Genomic DNA, 21367 nt, shown 5'->3' on the forward strand with positions numbered 1-21367 from the left:
CAGTCGGACGATAGGGGCGGTTATGGATAACGTCAAGGCCTAACCCGACCAGCCAAAGCGTCAGGGCCTGAGGCATATGGTGGCGATTTCCCCAGGGTGGGCCATTATCGACCCGCAACGCCTGAGGCTGCCCCCATCGAGCAAAGGTGTCTCGGAGGGCGGCTTGAACCTGCTGAACCGGCACCGCTTCAAAGACGTATTGGGGGAAAAGCGCGGCTCTCAAGCACCGCACCACTGTGTTCATCAATCAGTGATAGCCAACTGACGGGTGTCCCATCGGCCAGGCGCTGGTGGGAGGTCGCATCCAATTGCCAGACGTCATGCACCCGCTCGGCCCGGTGCCGCTCGACCGGAGGACGTCGCATCGGCGGTATGCTCAGCTGCTGCTGGCGAAACCAACGCTGCAAGGTGCGTTGATGAGGAATCGCGGCCTGCGGATATCGCTCGGCCAGCAGGACTCGAATCAGCCCCGCCCCCCATCCCGGATGTCGTCGCTTCAGCCACACCGCTGCTCGATAGATCAACCGCTCACCGCAAGGCCCCCTGCGCCCACTCTGCCGATAGCGGATCGTCAGCCCCGCCTCGCCCTGGTCTCGGTACTGTCGCCAGATCTTACGCACGCCCCAGACCGACAACCGCAGCTGTTGGGCAATCCCCGAAAGTGTTTCTCCCGCTTGATGACGCGTCACAATGTCTCGACGCAGCGGCACTGGAATGACGGTAGTCATCGGTTTCACCTCCAGTCACGACGGCTTTACAACGTCTTCTGTTCTACCGCTAAAACGCCGAAGGGGCACAACTCTATGTCGTATCTTAGGGGGACAACCTTACAGCGCGTGACACACTGCAATGTCCCTACGGGGTATCGGTGACGAATCAGAGTTTTGGGAGTCGGTATGAAGCCTGAGGTAGGACAGCTAGTTGGCCACTGGGCACAGTTCGTCAGTTGAGCAGGCTAGCGATCGCCGCCACCAGTTCAGCGGGTTCCACCGGCTTACTAAAGTGACGCTGAAACCCGACCGCTAGGGCTTTTTGCTGATTAATTTCCCCAGCGTAGGCGGTCAGGGCGATCGCCTTAGGTAAGGGGTCAGCCGGTTCTTGCCTGCCTAGCTCGCTAAACTGAGCGGTTACGTGCTGTAACAGCATATAGCCATCCATATCGGGCATGCCAATGTCACTGATCAGCACGTCAAACACCGATTGGTTGAGGGCTTGTAACGCTTCTACCGCAGAGGCCACAGCTGTAACGGATGCCCCGGCCTGCTCCAAAATAAAGGTCAATATCTCGCGAGAATCGGCTTCATCGTCCACGGCCAACACTCGAATCCCCGTGAGGGGCGCAGCGCTAAACCCCACGGCCCCAGGCGACTGGTAATCCGCTGGTTTGCTGTCTGCTGTCGTCAGCAGCGGTAGTTTCACTTTAAAGGTGGCTCCCTGCCCGTCGCCGGGGCTCTCGGCCTGCACAGTGCCGCCGTGCAGCTCAACCAGCTGACGCACGATAGCTAGACCCAACCCCAACCCACCAAACTGGCGGGTCGTTTTGCTGTCGGCCTGACGAAAGCGATCGAAAATATAGGGAAGCACCTCGTCGGTCAGGCCCTTGCCCGTATCGGTCACCGTAATTTGAGCGTAGCCCTGGAGCAGGGTTGGGGAGTCAGATTCAGAATTTGTACCTGCCTCACACTGTAGGGTGATCTCCACCCGTCCTCCGTTGGGGGTAAACTTCACCGCGTTGGAGAGCAAGTTCCAAACCACCTGCTGTAGGCGGCCGGCATCCCCTGAGACATAGCCCACCTGAGCATAGTCAACCTGAATTGCGATCGCCTTGGCTTCAGCCGCCAGCCGCACCGTTTCTAAGGCAGCCTCAATGACCGATTGAAGATTGACCGGCGTGGCCTCAAGGCTGAGTTTGCCCTGCAAAATTTTCGACATGTCGAGCAGGTCGTCAATCAACTGGGTTTGCAGCTTGGCGTTGCGCTCAATGGTCTGGAGGCCGCGGGTTTGGGTTGCCAAGTCGTGCTGCTGCTGCTGGAGGATTTTTGACCAGCCCAAGATAGGGTTAAGCGGCGACCTCAGCTCGTGGGAAAGCACCGCCAAAAACTCGTCTTTGATCTGGTTTGCCCGTTCGGCCTCAGCTCGGGCCTGGCGCTCGGCCTCATAAAGCTGCGATCGCGAAATAGCCTGGGCGCACTGACGGCTCAGGGTCAGCATAAACTCGCGATCGTCCTGGCTGAGGTGCTTAAACTGCTTAAACGACAGCGACAGACCCCCCACCGGCTTGCCTTCCACCATGAGAGGCAGCGAGATCCAGGCCTGATAGGGATGGCGCTTGTAGGCATCGGCCAGATGGGGGTAGCGGGCCAGCCGTTCCGCCAGCGGCTCTGACCAGACCGGCTGACCAGTTTTAACTGCCTTTGAGAGCGGAAATGGCGCATCAACCGAAAAGCGAGACTGGATTTCCTGAGGATCAGTCTCATATCCGATCGACTGCACAATCTCGAGGGTGGTGCCATCCGGGCTGAGCAGGGCCATGAGGGCGGCATCGGCCTCTAGAGCCGCCACGCTCTGCTCCACAATCACCGCCGCCACCTGCTCCGGCGTGAGCAATTCAGAGAGGGCCGCAGTCACCGTCTGCAACCGAGCGGTGCGATCGGCGGCGGTTTCGGCAGCCTGCTGGGCCTGCTGAGCGGCTTGGTATAGGCGGGCATTGTCGATGGCGATCGCGGCGCGACGGGCCAGGTCTTCAGCCAGGGTCAGATCGGCTGGGCCATATTGCTGCTCAGACTCGGCAAACACAAAAGAAATGCTGCCCAACACCCGGCCCCGCGCCTGCAAAGGGGCAACAATGCAGGACCTCAGGCCCACCCCGCGCAGAATGTCTAGATACTCCGGGTTGGTGACCGTCGCGGTCAGTTGCTCATCGGTGATGGTCACCATAATTTCGCTCTGCCCAGTCTTCATCACCTGGGAGATGCCATAGCCATCGTCTAGGTGCCTGGGAAAGCGCTGGGCTAACTCCCAGCCCAGCTCCACCTTTTGAGGATCGCAGTGGGCGACGGCAACGCGGCTAATGCTGCCATCCTCATCTAACAGGTCCACTGAGCACCAGTCGGCAAAGTAGGGCACGGCTAACCGGGCAACACTTTGCAGCGTCTGTTCGTAGTCCAGAGATGCGGCCAGGGCCGTGCTCACCTCCACGAGAAAGGTCGATCGCCGCTGCTCAGTCTCAGCCTCCAATCGGGCCGCCTGCGCTCTAGCTAACTGGGCTTGTTCTTCGACCAGGCACAGGCGCATGGCTTCGGCCTGTTTGCGTTCGGTGATGTCGTGCATGACCACCACGGCCCCCTGCCGTTTGCCCTGGGCATCGACGATCGCCTGCCCGTTGGCCAGCAGCGTGCGGGCGGGGCCAGTTTTAGGCGCAATGACTATCTCGGCGTTGTCAACGGTTTCGCCCTGCAAAGCTCGAAAGAGGGGAATTTCTGCCAGCGGCAGGGGCGTTTGACCATCGGCGCGGTACAGATCATAGCCCTCGGCCCACTGCTCCGGTGGCAGGGGTTGCTTGGGCAGCCCGTGAAACTCGCGGGCCGCCTGATTAAACAGGGTTAAAACGCCTTCGGCGTTACAGGCCACAATGCCGGCCTGCACATTGTCAAGCAGCACCCGCAGCATCTCCGGCTCGTTTTGCAAGGCGGTTTCAGCCTGCTGCCGATCGGCAATTTCGAAGTGGAGCTGACTGGCCTGGGTGAATTCGACGGTTTGCTGACTGACTAATCGCATCAGCGCCTGCTGCCGAGCGGTCTCGGAAGCTGATAAAGGCTGCGCAGGTGACGCCGAGTCGGGAGAAGGTTCAGCCATGAATGGGTTCAGGGAATAGCTAGGCGGTTGGTGAGACCAACAAATCTTAATCCTACCCAGTTTCTTGGGCAGAGGAGGCATGGCCAATGCCCAGGGTGGCGATCGCCCCAATTAGCTCCTTGGGCTCCACCGGTTTAGCCAGATGCAGCTGAAACCCGGCGGCTAGGGCCTGCTGCTGGTCGAGTTCGCCGGCGTAGGCGGTCAGGGCGATCGCCGCTAGGGTGCCCCCCTGCTCGGGCGGCAGGGTTCTGATCTGCCGCATCAGCTGGTACCCGTTGATGTTGGGCATGCCAATGTCGCTCAACAACAGGTCGGGCTTGAGCTGAGGTAACGCGGCCAGGGCCGCCGCCGCTGAGGCCACCGCCACCACCTCGGCTCCGGCCTGTTCGAGCAAAAACGAAAACACGTCGCGGGTGTCAATTTCATCGTCGACCAGCAAAACTTTGACGCCCTTCAGTGGGGTAGGGTTTGCGCCCCCAGGGGCAACGGGCGGGCGGTCTACCTCGGCCTCGGGCCAGGCTGACCGCAGGGGCAGCCTGACGGCGAAGGTAGCACCCTGCCCAAGGCCGGGGCTGTTGGCGGCGATGCTACCCCCGTGCAGTTCTACGATGTGGCGGGCGATCGCCAGCCCCAGCCCCAGCCCACCAAACTGCCGGGTGGTGGCGCTGTCGGCCTGCCGAAAGGTCTCAAACACGTGGGGCAGAAACTCCGGGGCGATCCCCTGGCCACTGTCGGTGACTCGAATTTGGGCAGCGTGAGTGATCGCCGAGGGGGAATCGCCAGGCATTGCGGAGGCGGCGCTCCAGGGCCAGGGGCTGCTGCCCAGCACCCGCTCTAGGGTCACCTCAACCCGACCGCCGGCGGGCGAGAATTTAACCGCGTTGGAGAGCAGGTTCCAAATCACCTGCTGCAACCGGTTCGGATCGCCAGACACTTTACCCTCAGCGGCATCAAAAACCGTTTGAATCTCAACTGTCTTAGCGTCGGCCGCTAGCTGCACGGTTTCGACGGCGGCCTGAATTGTGGCTCTCAAATCAACGGCCTGGTCGACCAGTTGTAGTTTGCCCTGGAGAATCCGCGAGACATCGAGCAGGTCGCCAATCAGCTGAGTTTGCAGCTGGGCGTTGCGCTCGATGGTCTCTAGGGCACGGTCGGTCGTGGCGGCATCATACTGGCGCGATCGCAGCAGTTTAGACCAGCCCAAAATCGGGTTGAGGGGGGTGCGCAGCTCGTGGGAAAGCACGGCTAAAAACTCATCCTTAATGCGGTTTGCCGTCTCCGCCTCGGCCCGAGCGGCTTGCTCGGCAGCCAGGCTGCGGGTCAGCGCAAGCTGGGCCTGGCGCTGGGCCGTGATATCGCGTACGGTGATAATGGCCAACATGATTCGGCCTTGCTTATCCTGCACCGGGGTGCCGTTGTAGCTGCCAATCCAGGTCTTGCCGGTATCACGACGATGCACCCGAAGTTCGTAATCGTCAAAGGTTTCGCCCTGCAACGCCTTGGTCATTGGCCACTCCCCTAGGGGAATGGGGCGGCCCTGCAAATCTTGGGTCTCAAATAGGTCTGCAAACTTGGGCAGGGACTGCTGCACCTGCTCGACGCTGTCATAGCCATGCAAGGCCAGGGCCACGGGGTTAAACGTCACAATCTGGCCCTCGGGGTCAGCTATGACCAGGCCCTCGGTCATGCTGTTAATGACGGCTTCGAGCTGGCCCAGACTGGTCTCTAGCCGATGCAGGAGTTGTTCGCGTTCAAGCTCGGCCTGTTTGCGATCGCTAATGTCTAAAAAAGCCGCTACCGACCCCCGCACCTGACCCTGGTGATTGAGCAGCGGTTTGGCGTAGCCAAATAGACTAAACCGGCTGCCGTCGCCTCGCACAACATCAACCTCAGTGCCTTTAACTTCTGTGTTGTGAATTGCAGCGTAGCGCAGAGGAAATTCGTTGGGGGCGAGTTCTCGGTCCTCTCTAAAGAGTTTGTAGGCTGGCGGTGGGTTCTCGACGGGGGTGTAAGACACATTCTCCTTGGGGTCAAGCCCTAAAATTTGGGCAAAGGCCGGGTTAGATCTAACCTGCCTAAACTCGGCATCTTGAGCGATTAAAACCCCAATCGGAATCACCTCAAAGAGGGTTTGCAGGTCTTGGTTGAGCGCCGCGATCGCCTGTTCTCGCGCCTCCAGGGCCGAGGCCATCTCATCAAACGCTTGCGCCAGCTGACCCAGCTCTCCAAACTGGTAAGACAGCTCAGTGCGAATCCCCAAATTGCCCCCCCGAAGCTGGTGGGCTGTCTGCACCAGAGACTTGACCTTGCGCGTCAGAAAAACATCACCCCCAACCCAGGCGGCCACCAGGGCTAGCGCCGTCACCCCGGCTAGAGCAAACAGGTTTTGCGCCAGCAGCCGGTTGCTTTCGTCCACAACAAAGCTTTTGGGCACCCCAATGCGAATATGTATCGCCTGGTCGACAACGCTATCGCTTAAGGTTGCAAACCCGTAGTACCGCTCGACGCCATCGAGACCCTTGGCTACCGCCGTGCCCTCTTGCTGCTTCAGCACAATCTGGGTCACGGGTGAATCTGGCAACGATACGCCTACCCATCTGGGGGAATCTGGATAGCGCACCAAAACAACCCCGTTGCGATCGGTTATGGTCATGACCGCCCCCTGCGGTAAGTCCACGGCGGCGGCTGACTGTTCGAGCCAGGCCAGATCGAGCGCGGCTATGACCACAGCCTGCACCTGCCCGACATCATCGAGAATGGGATAGCCAAAACTGAGGTCGGCCTGTTTTGTAATGCGACCGATTTGGTAGTTGCCAATGGCAAAGTCGCGGCTGTCGCGGGCGAGCTGAAAGTAGAGGCGATCGCCCACGTACACCGGTTGAGTTGTTGTGGAGGTGCTACAGATTATGTAGCCTGCCCGATTGGCAACCCCAAAGCCCGCGTAGGCCCCGTATTCTTCGACCAGATCGGCCAAGAGCTGATTACAGGCCTCTGCATCGCCCTCGCGCAGATCAGGTATTTGGGAAAGTGCGATCAGCAGTTGCCGGGCTCCTTCACTCGTCTGCCGCTGGTGGGCAGCCGCAAATTTAGTTAGCCGCAACAAATTTTCCTGCGACTCTACGGCGGCAGTGCGACGCTGCACCGCTGCCGTATAGAGAATCAGCCCCAATGCTGGAATTACGGCCAGGAGAACCAGCAACACCAGGCGAGCACGGAGACTAGATATTTGGGAGCGAAACCTGGCCTGCATTGTAATCGCGCTTGCTCTCCCACTGATCGAATTAAAAGTGATTGAATTAGGGTAACAACTGCGCTCCCGCGCACCTCAGCCTAAACTAAACACCTGCTAGATTCCACCAGAATAGGCAGAGAATATTGGGTGGACCGCTGGGTCAGAACGGGAAAATTTCGCCATACTCTATAGCTAACCCGCCTAACCCATCAGTGATCGCCCGATCCTAAGCTCTTCGTTGGCGTCAAACTACCCTTTACTGTACTGCTACCGGAAAATCTGATGCGACTAACTGCCGGGTGTGAGCTTTTGTTTGAGACCACTGAGCCTTCGCCGCTCATTCTGATGCTGCGTCCGCGCGGTGGGGCCGCCCAGCAGATAATGCAAGATAACCTAGCGCTTGGGCCCGACGTGCCCGTGGTCGACTACGTCGATAGCTACGGCAACCTCTGTCAGCGGCTACTCGCCCCAGTCGGGCAGCTGCGGGTGCGCAGCACCTCTACCGTCGAGGTCGCCGACGCCATCGATGTGCAGGTTGGCGCTGAGTTTGTGCCCGTGCAAGACTTGCCCGACTATGCGCTTCAGTTTTTGTTGCCCAGCCGCTACTGCCAATCTGACCTGATGGCCAATTTAGCCAACGACATTGTGGCTGGCATCGAGCCCGGCTACGACCAAGTCGAGGCGATTCGCCGCTGGATTCGCACCAATATTGAGTACCGCTACGGCACTAGCAATGCCTCGACCTCAGCGATCGAAACCGAAAAAAACCGCGTGGGGGTGTGCCGCGATTTTGTGCATTTGGGTCTTGCCCTATGCCGCAGCTTGACGATTCCGGCCCGCATGGTAGTGGGATATCTGCACCAGCTCGACCCGATGGATCTACACGCCTGGTTTGAGGCCTACGTGGGCGATCGCTGGTATACCTTTGACGCTACGCAACCCACCCCGAAAGGCAACCGCATTGTTATTGCCTATGGCCGCGATGCCGCTGACGTGGCGCTAGCCACCCAATATGGACCTCTAAATTTGACCGAAATGGCGGTTTGGGTAAACCCAGCCGACCTGTAGCTTGACTGCCCATCGGTCAAGGCTGACTCATTCCCATTACAATAAAGATAGTCCTAGCGATAGCGCTACCCGTTGTGAGGCTCGCCAATAGGCATGCCTATAAAACTTTAACGATTGCAAACTCTAGAACGGTTCGGATGTTTGGCCAACCATCCAGAGCCAATTAACGGTGCTATGGGCCAATATGCTGCTAACAACAGATATTTTTTGTAGATCAGTAAGGGAGTATAACCATGGGCAAGGAAAAGAAAGGCAACAAGGAAGTCAAGAAGCCCAAGGCCGACGCTGACGGCACTAAAAAGCCAAAAAAAGAGCGGAAACAATACGATTAACTCTAGTCAGACTGAAGAATTTTTAGCCTGGCGGATGCTTCGTCGGCAGAAAACTTGCTAATGCTAAGCCTGAGCATCCTTTAGGCAAAATAGTGGATTGGTCGATCGGCGCGATCGCTGACTCTCTGCCTGCTCTGTTGCTGAATAACTCAGGCCAATAGTACGCAGCTGACAACCGCTGCACAGGCCTTCTCATTGCTCAAACCTCTGGGGCGATGGGTTTTTTTTGACGATTAAAGATTGGTGTCGTACTTCATCAACTCAATCCTTTAATCAACCATCAGACCATCACGCGCAAAGAACGTTCTCCTTGATACTGGATAAATCATACAAATGCCGATTAAAGATAAACCGACTCAACCTAAATTTCGGCTATTCAACAATATTTTTCTGATTTTGGGCGTCGTGTTTTTGGCGGCCAGCTTCATCTTGCCCGCCATTCTAGGGCCGCAGATTCCAGGGGTGCCCTACAGCCTGTTTATTCACCAGGTGCAAGAGGGCGAGGTGGCGCGGGTGCAGGTCGGCCAAAATCAGATTCAGTACCAGCTCAAGCCTGTGGACGAGGAAGAGACCGGCCAAGTCTTCACCACCACTCCTATTTTTGATCTGAGCTTGCCAAACACCCTGCAAGACAACGGCGTTGAGTTTGCCGCCACGCCGCCGCCCCAAAACCGCTGGGTAGGCAGCCTATTGAGCTGGGTGATTCCGCCGCTGATTTTTGTTGGCATTTGGCAATTTTTTATCCGTCGCGGCGGTGGCGGTGGGGCGCAGGGCATGCTGTCTATCGGCAAGAGCAAGGCCAAGGTCTACGTCGAAGGCGAGGCGGCTAAAATCACCTTTGCCGATGTGGCCGGGGTCGAAGAGGCCAAAACCGAGCTGGTAGAGATCGTCGATTTTCTCAAGACGCCGGGGCGCTACACCCAGATTGGGGCGCGCATTCCTAAGGGGGTGCTGCTGGTTGGCCCACCAGGAACCGGAAAGACGCTGCTGGCCAAGGCCGTCGCTGGCGAAGCGGGGGTGCCTTTCTTTAGCATCTCAGGCTCTGAGTTTGTGGAAATGTTTGTGGGGGTGGGGTCGTCGCGGGTGCGCGACCTATTTGAGCAGGCCAAAAAGCAGGCCCCCTGCATAGTATTTATCGATGAACTGGATGCGATCGGCAAGTCGCGCAGCAGCAACGGCATGTACGGCGGCAACGATGAGCGCGAACAGACCCTCAACCAGCTGCTCTCAGAGATGGATGGCTTTGCCGCCGAAGACGCCACGGTGATTGTGCTGGCGGCCACCAACCGGCCCGAAATTCTTGACCCTGCTCTCTTGCGCCCCGGTCGCTTTGACCGGCAGGTGCTAGTCGATCGCCCCGCCCTCTCCGGTCGTGAGGCCATTCTCAATATCCACGCCCAAACGGTGAAGCTGGGCGACGATGTGGATCTGAGGGCGATCGCCACCCGCACCCCCGGCTTTGCTGGAGCCGACCTAGCCAACCTGGTGAATGAAGCCGCTTTACTGGCAGCCCGCAACTACCGTGAAGCGGTTGCCCAGACCGACTTTGCCGAGGCGATCGAGCGCGTAGTCGCTGGTCTCGAAAAGAAAAGCCGCGTGCTCAACGACAAAGAAAAGAAAATTGTCGCCTACCACGAGGTCGGCCACGCCCTAGTCGGTTCCCTCATGCCGGGCAGCGGCAAGGTCGAAAAAATCTCCATTGTGTCGCGGGGCATGGCGGCCCTGGGCTACACCCTACAGCTGCCCACCGAAGACCGCTTTTTGATGGATGAAGCTGAATTGCGGGGGCAAATTGCCACTCTGCTGGGGGGGCGATCGGCAGAAGAAATCGTCTTCAACAGCATCACCACTGGGGCGTCTAACGATTTGCAGCGGGCGACGGATCTGGCTGAGCAAATGGTCACCGCCTTTGGCATGAGCAAGGTGCTGGGGCCATTGGCCTACCAGCAGGGGGCGCGCCCGATGTTTCTCGACCAAGGCATGGCCAGCGGCCGCCGCGCCATGAGCGAAGAAACCGCCCAGGCGATCGATCGCGAGGTCAAAGACATTGTTGAGACCGCTCACCAGCAGGCCCTAGCCACCATTCGCCACAACCGCGATCTGATGGAAACGATCACCATGCAGCTGCTAGAAACTGAGGCGATCGAGGGCTCAACCCTGCACCATCTGCTCGACCAAGTGCAGGCTATCCCAACTGGCGTTTAGGGAGGATTCTGGTCGGCTGGGTGAAACGTAGGGCAACCCAACAAAGCCAATTGTGGTTGGGTGCCACGGTTGTTCTCCCCAACCAACCACAATTCTCAAGCCTGCTTTTTTAGCTTTTTTATCAATTCCTTGGAGGTCTCTATGTCATCTTCTCTAACCAAAGGCACTCTCGTCACCATTATTGGCGAAGCGGTTTTGCAAGAGCGCCTGATTCACCTGCTCAGCCAGCTTGAGGTGTCAGGCTATACGATTGTGCCCGCCAAAGGGGCCGGCAGCCACGGCAGACGCATGGGCGATATTGCTGGCTACAACACCAACATCGAAATCAAAACAATCGTCAGCGCAAAGCTATCTGACCAGCTGCTAGACGAGCTAAAGCCCTTTCAAGAAACCCATGCCTTGATTGCCTTTCGCCAAACCGTAGAGGGTTTGTTTGATTAAAAACCAGTTTTGTAGCTCCTAGCAAAGCGATCGCGGGCCTATCCATAAATAGACGGGTCGCTAAAATCAAGGGCCTAGATACTATGGCTTGGTGACTCACCCTAGGAGAGCAAGATGATTACCGTCCACCACTTAAATAACTCGCGATCGCAGCGGGTGCTCTGGCTGCTCGAAGAACTGGGCCTGCCCTACGATGTGAAGCGCTACGAGCGCGACCCAGAGACCATGCTGGCTCCAGACTCGCTTCGGCAGGTGCACCCGCTGGGTAAGTCGCCGGTGATTACCGATGGTGATCTGACTTTGGCTGAGTCGGGGGCGATCGTCGAATATTTAGTCGATCGCTACGGCGATGGGCGGCTGATTCCGCCTCTAAATACCCCAGAGCGGCTGCGCTACACCCACTGGCTGCACTACGCCGAGGGGTCGGCCATGCCGCCGCTGCTGCTGAAGCTCATCTTCGACCGCATTGAGCAAAGCCCGATGCCCTTCTTTGCCAAGCCAATCGCCCGTGGCATCGTCGGCCGAGTCAAAGACTCATTTATTCATCCTCAGATCACCCAGCACCTCGATTTTATGGAGGCAGAGCTGGGCAAAAGCCCCTGGTTTGCCGGGGAAGACTTCACCGCCGCCGACATTCAGCTTAGCTTTCCGCTCGAAGCTGCCGCGACGCGGGCGGGGCTCAATGCCAGTCGTCCCAAACTCATGGCCTTCTTAAATCGTATTCATGCTCGACCAGCCTACCAAAACGCGCTGAACCGGGGTGGTAAGTATGAACTTTTGAGTTAAGCCAGGCACAACGTTAGGTGTAATTGACGAGCCTAAAGTGATTGGCAGGACTACAACGACAGAGTTGCCAAGCACCCCAGCACCGACGCCACCGCAGAGCCTGACGACCGAGAGGGGCTGCTGTAGCACAGCACCCTATCGATTGGCTCCTACACCGTGCTGATTTTTCGCAATCAGCTCACCCTGGCTAGTTAAAATATAGGCACCACGTTCCCCAGTAGCTATACCGAATCTATCTGTGCAACAGCCATCTTCCAAGCAGCCCCATCCCGACTCGGCATGGCGAGCCGATCCCGGTCTCCAGCGCATCATCACCCGCCTCTCGACCACCCTGGAGAAGGATACGCAGATCGTGGATACTACCCACGATCTGCAAGAAAAACTGGGCGCTGACCGAGTGCTGTTGTATTATTTCTATCGCCCTTGGCAAGGGCGAGTGACCTTTGAAGCCCTCAGCGATCCGCAGTTTTCGATCTTTGGTTCTACTGGGCCAGATGAATGTTTTACCGACGAACATGCGGCGCTGTATCTAGCTGGGCGGATCCGGGCGATCGCCGACATTGAGACCGAGCCGATTGCCGAATGTCACCGCAATTTTCTGCGTGAGCTGCGGGTGCAGGCCAACCTAGTTGTGCCGGTGCTGGTGGGTGACGATCTTTGGGGACTGCTCGTAGCCCACCACTGCCAATCTCCCCACGTTTGGACGGATGGCGATATTGCGGCCATGCTGTATGGGGCCGAGACCTTGGCGATCGCCCCCGCCATCCGAGGCGGGGCATAGGGAGAACAATCCTGGCAACCAAGGCCGTTTAATAGGGGCTAGTGCCATTGGTTCTTCAATTAAATTGGGGTAAACATACAAAACCTGATATCAAACAACGAATCCACCCTTAAATCAACCATCGGCCTGTAATACTTTAATTGTTAGCCGCTCATCCGTAATAGATGACCTTAGTTAACTAGTAATAAACCTAGGTTAAACCCATGGCTGACATTGTAGATACTGCTGTAAGCGCCGGTTCATTTAGTACTCTAGTGGCTGCTATTAAAGCCGCTGGTCTAGTCGATACTCTCAAGGGTCAAGGCCCATTTACTGTCTTTGCACCCACAGATGAGGCTTTTGCAAAACTGCCCGCAGGTGCTGTAGATGGCCTGCTAAAAGATGTTGCCAAGCTTAAGAAAGTCCTCACCTATCATGTCGTTTCTGGCAAGGTGATGGCCGCTGACGTAACCAAACTGAAGACGGCTACCACCGTTGAAGGCTCCGATGTCACAGTTGACGCCTCCAATGGAGTCAAGATCAACGACTCTACGGTGACCACCCCCGACGTAGCGGCTGACAATGGTGTAATTCACATCATTGATACCGTGCTAATGCCGGCGTAGATCATTAATAATTGGGTGGCGATCGCCACTCAATCATTAATTCACGCTTAAACTCAGCTCGGGCATGATCTGCCGACCATCCCGGTACCTATAAAACCTTCCACCGTGGGAGGTTTTATAGTTGAAAGGCGTAATACCAAACCCTTCTCGGTTAAACCCCTGATTCCGAAGGGCGAATGTAATTCGCCTCTACAGTTTGGCCTCTTGGAAATCGGGGTTGTGTGATTCAGATTTTGTATTAGACCTCAATCACCACCCGCAGGTTTCCTCATTTGCGCACTACCCGGCAGGCGGTGGCCTTGCGGAAGTGCCCAAACTCCAGATTGAGCAGCGTTTGTCCCGCCTTAAAAGCCAAGCGGTAGATCACCCCAATGGGAAGACTGGATCATGGCGTTGTCTTAGGAATGGGACGACGGTTAAGCAGTTTCGATCAGATTGGGCTGCGGCCGAACGACAGTACGCTCTGGGGCCAGATGAACGCGATCGCCCTCGACCCGACTTTGCCCCTCACCAACTAGCTGACGATAGACAGCCTCATAGCCATCGACCATGCGCTCAACGCTAAAATTGACCTCAACGTGCTCTCGACAGGCACGACGACTGAGGCGATGCACCTGGGCCACCGCGTCAATACAGTCGTCAACGCTGTGGCAGAGAAAGCCCGTCTTGCCATCGACCACTAGCTCCGGGGCTGACCCTATGGCCAGGGCAATTACCGGAGTACCGCTAGCCATCGACTCGGCCATCCCTAGGCTAAAGGGTTCTGGCCAGGTGATGGGAAACAGGGTGGCGGTAGCGTGGCCAATCAGCGCTTTTTTCTGAGGCTGGGTGACCTCCCCCAAAAATTCGATTTGCTGGCCGTCAATTAGGGGTGCCACCTGCTGCTCAAAAAACGTTTGGTCTTCAAACTCAATTTTTCCTGCCATTTTGAGCCGGCAGCCGCTGCGCTTGGCAATTTCGATCGCCAGGTGGGGGCCTTTCTCTTCTGACATGCGGCCCAGATAGGCCAGATAGGGCGGCTCTTGAGGTAAAGGATAAAAATCGAACTGGTCAATGGCGATCGCGTTGTATATCGCCGCTATATAGTTCAGCCCCACTTCGGGCCGCTGCTGCGACCTAGACACCGTGACTAGGTTTTGCTGCCGATACTGCCTGAAGATTTTCTCAAAAGCAGGGGTGAGCAATTCGTGCAGAGTGTGAACCACTGGGGTTGGGCTGAGGTGAGCATAGGGCAGCGCCGCCAAATCCATGTGGGAATGAATGAGGTCAAACTCTCCAGCGGATTGAAAGACGTTTTCGAGCTGTCGCTGCTCGTAGCTGGCATACTCTAGCGGCAGCAAGCCCAGGGAGCGCAGGGCGCGATGGCAACCCGGCACTAACCGGCTCTGGGTCTGAGAATCGCCTGAGGCAAACAGCGTCACCTGGTGCCCACGGCGCGTCAGCTCTTCGGTGAGCAAACTCACTACCATTTCAGTGCCACCGTAGGCTAGGGGCGGTACTCTCTCCCAAAGGGGTGTAATCTGGGCAATTTTCATATAGACCTCTCCAGTTTTAGTGTGACGCTAGGCGATGCAACGCTAGGTCATCAGTCATTAGTTAATGAGTCTTTGAAAATGTATGGCTTTAGTCGCATTTTTCATCCAGAAATTTGATGCCAAATGCAGTACCAAACTGAAAACAAAATATTTATTCAACGTACCGTCATCCTAAGGCTCTGATTTGGCAGTAGCCTATACCGCTGTAGCGATTGGCCCACCTAAAAATCTCTACCCTAAGACTGGCTCAATCCATACCTTTTGGTATAGAAAAAATAGCTTGGATTTTGAAATCAATTGGCAGCGATCGTAGTGAGCTTTGAGCCTATACCGAAGCTGAAAAGCAGCCTTCAAAATCCGTAGGATAGAGCCTTTAGAAAAAAATCCTAGGCGAACCTGAATCTCTGATACTTGGCAGAGCATTTAGGACGTGCGATCGCTCCAAAACCATCTCTTTTGAGAAAAGCCAGAGCCCACTGATTACTTACCCAAGTCCTTTACAGTTGTGTTTAGAGAATGCTTTCTATTCCTCAGCATTTATAGCGATAGGTCTTGAGCCTAGAGACTTTCTGAGCCAGTTAAGAAAAAAGTAAGCCGATTGTATTTAACCTTTGCTGTACTCAATTCATCTTTTGGCCACAGAACCAGGTTAAAAACGAATTAGATAGTCGAATAAATTTTCCTGTTGAGTGCTAGCGATCCTATTTTTTAGGGTCGCCATTCTGCCAATGTGAATAGTACCGCTACAGGCGATCGCGCGCTAAATTTACCACTGACTCAGCGGCATCAGACAGTAGCCCAATCGAACCGTCAGTAGGTAAGCCGTTGTTTTGAGCAGGCTGGTTAAAACAGCGGTTCCGATGGAAAGCAGGGTGTAAAGCCGAGCCGAGCGATCGCCTGTAGTCATTAAGGCAGTTTCGCTCGGCCAGGACTATCGCTTTGGCCTGGGGAGTTATAGCCTCTGGCTGCCTCACCCTGGCGTTTCAGTTCTAGTAACCGTCCTAGAAACCCTTCACCCCTTGGGGAAGATAGCAGTTGAACCTGAGAAATCTCTGGCCTGCCATGCGGAATTATCTCGCTGGCGGCTGAAGGATCTGGAGCGATGCTGCGGCTTCAAGAGGTATGCGATCGCTTGGCTCTATGTTCACACCCCTCCACCCTGCCCCCGACGTTGACTCTGGCCTCGCCCAAGGGCGCAACGTCTTCCTCTCCCGATGTCCTATGAAAACTTCTATTCGCTTTCCGGCTTTAGTCGGCATCAGTTTACTCACCACAGCTTTACTGGCCTGCTCCGCAGGCCCCCCCGCTGCCCCGCCGGAGACGTCCGCGCCCCAGAACGAAGCGGCCACCCCATCCAACTGGGCCAACATTTTAGGGCCGATATCTGCTCCCCCCAACTGGCAGGTTGAGCCCTGCGTCAACGAGGTGCTGTTATGCGTTGAGGCCGATGGTGACCTCATTGGCACGGTAGAACGCTTTAGCCATCCCCTCAGCGAAGTGCCCGTACAGGGCGGCTTACCGCTGCCCGAAGGGTCAGAGCTTGAGTTTCTTCAGGCCTGGGTGAGCGACCACTACCGCACCATCGAAGCAGATCGTCAGGGGGCTGACCCCGCCCTCAAGTTTGTTGGGGAAACGCCGGTAGCCATTTCCATCGGCACTCTGCCCGGCCTGCGCTACGGCTACACCATCACCCATCCCAACGGGGCGTTATTCGATCGCGGCATTGGCTATGTGACCACCGACGGCACCATGCTCCATGTGTTTGCCACCGGGGTAATTAGCGGCGATCCCAGCGGCTCGTTCTCTGACGAAGAGTTATTCGAGACGTTTTTACCCCACCTCAACACCACTATTCAGGGGCTCAAACTATGATACGAGGCAATATGAAGCGACTCAAACGGCTGGCCTACCTGGCCTTGGGTCTGGTGCTGGCGACGACGTTGAGCTGGCCAGTGTCTCTCCGGGCTCAGGTTGACCCGACCCCTCAGCAAATGAACTGGGCACAAGTCCAGGCGGTAGATGTGGGGGCGCTGCGATCGCACCTGGCTGCCCAAGACTGGCCCGCTGCCGATGCCGAAACCCGCCGTATTTTGGACCCCTGGATTCATCCTGATAGCGCGATTCTCGGCACGCCGCTAGCGACCAACATTCCTCCCGAGGTACTGCAAACCCTCGATCAGCTCTGGGTTGAGGCCAGCGACGGTCGGTTTGGCTTTAGCGTGCAGCAGAAAATTTGGGCTGAGGTGAGAGCCGCGAACCCGGTAGATTCGGCGGTGGCAGCGAAGGCCTTTGGCGATCGCGTCGGCTGGACACGCCCCCCTGGCATAGAAGACCCCACCTTTATTGCTGGGGAATGGCTGACCGAGCAAGAAATTAACCCATCCCTGGATGCACCCGTGGGCCACCTGCCCTGGGCCGGGGTGAGCTGGGAGCAAATCAGCAAAATTCTGTCAGTTGAAAGCTGTGGCAGCTGCACCATCGACGCCATGTACTTACAGGGCGAACGGTTCAACCAGTATCTGCCGCTGCTGTTTAACTGGGTAGACACGGCGCTAGGGCTACCCGTTCCGGCGGTCGGCTCCTGGCAGCAGCCCCAGTTGGCGAGAAGCATCGATCTCAAATCTCTCTACCCCGACTCCCAGTGCCCGATTCGCACTGCGTCTTCGGCCATTAGCCCCAACGGGGCGGTAATTGCCATCGGCAGCTACAGCTACGAGCGATCGTGCACCCGTGGAGAAAGTGCTCTGGCCCTGTGGAACGCTGAGCGCGGCAACCGCATCATTACCCTGCACCGAGGGCCAGCCCTAGAGGCTTCTGCTCAGGGGAATCCGCCCCAGGAGCCTGCGGGGCAAGGAACTCGCATCGTTGGGGATGTGGCCAATGCCGTAGCGTTTACCCCCGACAGTCAGTTTGTCGCAGCGGGCATGTCTTATGGTGTGATTCGGCTCTGGTCAGCGACGACGGGCGAGCACGTCCGCACGTTTCAGGGACATCGGTATGCAGTGCGGGCGATCGCCATCAGCCCTGACGGCACCACTCTGGCTAGCGCCAGCGCAGACCAAACTCTAAAACTGTGGAACCTACAAACCGGGCAGCTGTTGCGGACGATGTCGATGAATGCCGCCGATGGCATGGTGCACACCCTGCGGTTTAGCCCCGACGGTCAGCGGTTGGCCACAGCGACTGCCCAAAATACCCTCCAGCTTTGGGATACCACCACTGGGCAACTAGTGCGCACCCTGGTGAACCGGGCCGCAACCCGCTCCCCCCTGCTGCCTTTGGCCTTTAGCCCCGATGGGCAAATTTTGGCCACAGGCGATCGCGACAACAGCGTCAAGCTCTGGAACGCCACCACTGGCGTACGCCAGCTTACCCTCACCGGGCACACCGAGCCCGTGCGGCATCTGGCCTTTAGCCCAGACTCCCAGCGCCTGGCCACCAGCGACGGCAAAACGGCTCGCCTGTGGAACCGGCAAACCTATGAGACGGTTCACACCCTCACGCTCAATCAAAGCGCTGGGCACCCCACTCAGCCTACCAACCTAGGCGCAGTGGCCTTCAGCCCCGACGGACAAACCCTGGCCACCAGCACCCTGCTGCTGCCTCTGGTGCAAAGCGAACCCATCCCCAGCCAGGGCATTACCCTGTGGTCGGTGGCGACCGGGCAGTCGCTCTCGCAGCTCCACGACGTGGGCCAGTTTCAGTTCAGCCCCAATGGTCAGTTTTTAATGGCCCAGGGGCAGCGAGTGCAACTCTGGCATCCCTACCGTGGATTGTTGCAATAACTAGCGTATTCATTGCGATCGAGGGTGAAGGCAGCTTCACCCTCGATCGCAACGGCGGCCAGTGCGCCCTCAGTTTCAGGAATTGAGCTGGCGGGCTGAGGGCAGGTTATACCAAGGCAGATGGGGATATTCGTGGTGCTCCCAGTGGTAGCCGAAGTAGTAACAGGTCAACAGCGACAGCACGAGTGGATAGTTGCTACTAACCGCACAGTGAGGATTGGCTTGTTCCGCGCGGTGGGGCAAATAGGTGCCAAACAAAAACAACTGCATCGAGCTCAGCACGATGGGCAAAAGCCAAAATAAGATCAGGTTGCTGACAGGAATTTGAAATCCAATGTTGAATAGTAGACCGATGGCAACTAGCTTTAGCAGCATGACCAATTTTTCTCGGCCGTTGATATAGCCCGCCATAAATTTCCAATACCAGCGGGCAAAGCTGCGGTGAGTGCCGTCGTGAAAATCGGGATCTTGAGCTTGACCAGGATACCGATGGTGCCGCCAATGATTGATAGAGAGTTTCTGATAGGACAAAGGGGCATATAGGGTGACGACCAGTTGCCCAATGCTGTGGTTTAAGCGGCGATCGCTCGGCACCACAACCCCATGAATGGCGTCGTGGGCCACAATGAATAGCCCAGTTTGAATATAAGTACGCCCTAGTATGGCTACAACCATCCACAGCAGGTTGAGCTGGGTTATATCTACCAGCAAAAGCCCTGTCAAACTGCTCAGCCAGAGCACCACAATTATTAATGCGACAAAAATACCCATGACAAGAAATGGCCTACAAAACCAGGCTATAGATTTCAGTAATTAACACTTAGAGCTACGGACTAAACGCTGTCGCCGCGACCAAATCGAAAGTCGCTTAGGCTTTGCGTATAGTTTGGGTCTTGGGTGCCCAGTAGTCGATCCCAAAACGTGAAGTAAAGCCCGTAGTGCACAGCGTATTTGAGGTGATGAATAGAGTGATGGGCGGGGCCAATTACCCACTCCCCTAGCCAGTGGTGGGGAAACAGAGCCGGTAGGCGATCTGGCCCCAAATGGTTAAGCACAGCCCATACCGTCATCGTTGTGAGCACGGCAACCACTGTAATGAAATGCAGCGGCAGCACAAAGATAATGCCGACTAAAAAGAGCGCTTGAGCAACAGCTTCTAGGGGGTCAAAGGCAAAAGAAGTCCAGGGGGTGGGGTAACGCGATCGGTGGTGGCCCCGGTGCAGCCAGGCAAACAGCTTGGGATGGTGAAACAGTCGGTGGGTGAAATAGAAATAGGTATCCTGCAAAACCAAGACTGCGCCATAGCTAGCCCCCAAATACCACAGTCCATATTGTCTCGGGTCGGTGTAGAGGCGGGTGGCTCCGTCTTGGTAGGAGGAGAGGATAAAGCCAGCAGCCAACGCAAACACCAAGGCCGACAGCGTCGAAAGATTGATGTCGTGACGAATCGCTGGCCAGGATGGCACTCGCTGCCGCAGTCGATGGTTGACAAACAACTGACTGATTGGCGAATAAAAGACCCAGTAGGTGATGCCTGCTACTAAAAAATAGCGGAACATAATGATCCCTAAAAAGGCGATGCTGTAAAACTCAAAGGATTGTTCTCTCAAGTTGATTTAGTTCCTTTTTGGGCCCTTATGGTGCAGTGGTGTTCGCCCGAGGTGCGCGTCAACGATCTAGGGAGCTGGGGTCGCCCGATGTAGACCGAGTTTAGCAGCAGGCCAGCCGTTGGGCCTGACGATCGCTCACCACACCAAGGGGTGGTTGCAGCCATTGCCAGGTCGGTTAAGACATGCTGTACACCCCTTAGTAGCGCTAGTACGCCAGAGTGCTACCTCAGTTTTTCCGGTGGTAGGAACCTGTGCCTCAAGCGAGTTGGACAACCTACCCCATTGGCATTACCCTATCCTGCCAACAGCAAATTACCACCCGTCGTTTGGGCGGTTTTTAAGTTTTTATAAGGGCGATCGTCGACGATTTATCATGCTGGAAAATCCTCCAGTTTACTGATGTAGCTAGCGGTTGCGTTGGCCCTATGAGGCTGGTCTTTAACCATCGCGGTGCAGCAGCCACAAACAGTAGGATGATTGGAGATTGGATTACGGCTCAAACTTGATTGTTGACGTTACCTAATGCCATGGTCGCCTCGCCGCAGTATCTCACCCCTGAAAGCTACCTTCAGCTCGAAGCCGAAAGCCCCATCAAGCATGAGTACTTTGGGGGAGAAGTCTATGCTATGGCTGGGGCCAGTGATGTACATGTCACCATTGCGGGCAACCTTTTTGCCCTGCTCCGTAGCCATGTGCGCGGCACGGGCTGCCGGGTCTACATTTCAGATATGAAGGTTCGCATTGAGACTCGCGATCGCTTCTACTATCCCGATGTAATAGTCACCTGCGACCCGCGCGACCAGGAAACTTCAGCCTACAAGCGCTTTCCTAAGCTGGTGGTTGAGGTGCTGTCTGACTCTACCGAGGCTTTTGACCGGGGCGATAAGTTTGCTGACTACCAAACCCTGGAGAGCTTAGAAGAATACGTCTTGATCAACACGCGCCACCAGCGGGTGGAATGCTTTCGCCGCAATGAGGCGGGGCTGTGGGTGTTGCAATATTTTATGGCCGAAACAGCCATGCCCGAAACAGCTACGTTTTGCCTAGAGAGCATCGACTTTACAGCCACCATTGCGGCCCTGTACGAAGACGTGACGCTGGAGCCATCTGAGGAAATCTCTGAGTTCTAATA

The 21367-nt window shown here is 56.5% G+C and carries 16 protein-coding genes and 1 pseudogene; 9 read left to right on the forward strand and 8 right to left on the reverse strand.

Annotated elements, in window-relative coordinates; all coding sequences use genetic code 11:
• From H6F57_RS20275 to H6F57_RS20290, 4 genes and pseudogenes are all read right to left on the reverse strand, one after another.
• Positions 1 to 223 (reverse strand): annotated as a pseudogene (locus H6F57_RS20275) (hypothetical protein); the annotation flags it as partial.
• Positions 189 to 728 carry a helix-turn-helix domain-containing protein gene (locus H6F57_RS20280; RefSeq protein ID WP_190625136.1) on the reverse strand — a complete coding sequence of 180 codons (540 nt, stop codon included), beginning with the start codon at positions 726 to 728 and terminating at the stop codon, positions 189 to 191. The gene H6F57_RS20280 and the pseudogene H6F57_RS20275, both read right to left, overlap by 35 nt.
• Positions 729 to 942: 214 nt before the next feature.
• On the reverse strand, positions 943 to 3855 hold the full coding sequence (locus tag H6F57_RS20285) for an ATP-binding protein (protein ID WP_242024767.1): 2913 nt from the start codon (positions 3853 to 3855) through the stop codon (positions 943 to 945).
• Positions 3856 to 3907: 52 nt separating this feature from the next.
• Positions 3908 to 7057, reverse strand: a complete 3150-nt coding sequence (locus H6F57_RS20290) for an ATP-binding protein (RefSeq protein WP_190625138.1) — start codon at positions 7055 to 7057, stop codon at positions 3908 to 3910.
• 312 nt (positions 7058 to 7369) lie between these two features.
• Here H6F57_RS20290 and H6F57_RS20295 point away from each other — a divergent pair, with 312 nt between their 5' ends.
• The 6 genes from H6F57_RS20295 (at position 7370) to H6F57_RS20320 (ending at position 13305) form a co-directional block, all read left to right on the forward strand.
• Positions 7370 to 8155, forward strand: coding sequence for a transglutaminase family protein (locus H6F57_RS20295; protein WP_190625139.1), 786 nt, complete (start codon positions 7370 to 7372; stop codon positions 8153 to 8155).
• A 665-nt stretch (positions 8156 to 8820) separates the two neighbouring features.
• Entirely contained in the window at positions 8821 to 10692 is a 1872-nt protein-coding gene (ftsH, locus tag H6F57_RS20300; protein ID WP_190625140.1) for an ATP-dependent zinc metalloprotease FtsH, read from the forward strand.
• Between the two features lie 141 nt (positions 10693 to 10833).
• The gene (locus H6F57_RS20305) at positions 10834 to 11133 is read left to right on the forward strand and encodes a hypothetical protein (protein ID WP_190625141.1); all 300 of its coding nucleotides are present in this window, start codon (positions 10834 to 10836) and stop codon (positions 11131 to 11133) included.
• Positions 11134 to 11247: 114 nt separating this feature from the next.
• Positions 11248 to 11919, forward strand: a complete 672-nt coding sequence (locus H6F57_RS20310; RefSeq protein WP_190625142.1) for a glutathione S-transferase — start codon at positions 11248 to 11250, stop codon at positions 11917 to 11919.
• Positions 11920 to 12157: 238 nt separating this feature from the next.
• Positions 12158 to 12700 (forward strand): GAF domain-containing protein, encoded by a 543-nt coding sequence (locus tag H6F57_RS20315; RefSeq protein WP_190625143.1) that lies wholly within the window; start codon positions 12158 to 12160, stop codon positions 12698 to 12700.
• Between the two features lie 203 nt (positions 12701 to 12903).
• Positions 12904 to 13305 carry a fasciclin domain-containing protein gene (locus H6F57_RS20320; protein ID WP_190625144.1) on the forward strand — a complete coding sequence of 134 codons (402 nt, stop codon included), beginning with the start codon at positions 12904 to 12906 and terminating at the stop codon, positions 13303 to 13305.
• A 416-nt stretch (positions 13306 to 13721) separates the two neighbouring features.
• On the opposite strand, the gene H6F57_RS20325 is transcribed toward H6F57_RS20320, so the two are convergent.
• Both H6F57_RS20325 and H6F57_RS20330 read right to left on the reverse strand, forming a co-directional pair.
• Entirely contained in the window at positions 13722 to 14840 is a 1119-nt protein-coding gene (locus H6F57_RS20325; RefSeq protein ID WP_190625145.1) for a glycosyltransferase family 4 protein, read from the reverse strand.
• A gap of 766 nt (positions 14841 to 15606) precedes the next feature.
• On the reverse strand, positions 15607 to 15747 hold the full coding sequence (locus H6F57_RS20330; protein WP_190625146.1) for a hypothetical protein: 141 nt from the start codon (positions 15745 to 15747) through the stop codon (positions 15607 to 15609).
• A gap of 314 nt (positions 15748 to 16061) precedes the next feature.
• Between H6F57_RS20330 and H6F57_RS20335 the strand changes: the two genes are divergently transcribed.
• The gene (locus tag H6F57_RS20335) at positions 16062 to 16712 is read left to right on the forward strand and encodes a hypothetical protein (protein WP_190625147.1); all 651 of its coding nucleotides are present in this window, start codon (positions 16062 to 16064) and stop codon (positions 16710 to 16712) included.
• An 11-nt stretch (positions 16713 to 16723) separates the two neighbouring features.
• Positions 16724 to 18625: a GUN4 domain-containing protein gene (locus tag H6F57_RS20340; RefSeq protein ID WP_190625148.1), complete on the forward strand. Its 1902-nt coding sequence runs from the start codon at positions 16724 to 16726 to the stop codon at positions 18623 to 18625.
• Positions 18626 to 18700: 75 nt separating this feature from the next.
• On the opposite strand, the gene H6F57_RS20345 is transcribed toward H6F57_RS20340, so the two are convergent.
• The gene (locus tag H6F57_RS20345; protein WP_199289517.1) at positions 18701 to 19396 is read right to left on the reverse strand and encodes a fatty acid desaturase; all 696 of its coding nucleotides are present in this window, start codon (positions 19394 to 19396) and stop codon (positions 18701 to 18703) included.
• Between the two features lie 62 nt (positions 19397 to 19458).
• Entirely contained in the window at positions 19459 to 20235 is a 777-nt protein-coding gene (locus H6F57_RS20350; RefSeq protein ID WP_190625149.1) for a sterol desaturase family protein, read from the reverse strand.
• A gap of 527 nt (positions 20236 to 20762) precedes the next feature.
• Here H6F57_RS20350 and H6F57_RS20355 point away from each other — a divergent pair.
• Entirely contained in the window at positions 20763 to 21365 is a 603-nt protein-coding gene (locus H6F57_RS20355) for a Uma2 family endonuclease (protein WP_190625150.1), read from the forward strand.
• The last annotated feature ends 2 nt before the right edge of the window (positions 21366 to 21367 follow it).

The organism is Leptolyngbya sp. FACHB-60, from assembly GCF_014695775.1.
Lineage (GTDB): Bacteria > Cyanobacteriota > Cyanobacteriia > Phormidesmidales > Phormidesmidaceae > Nodosilinea.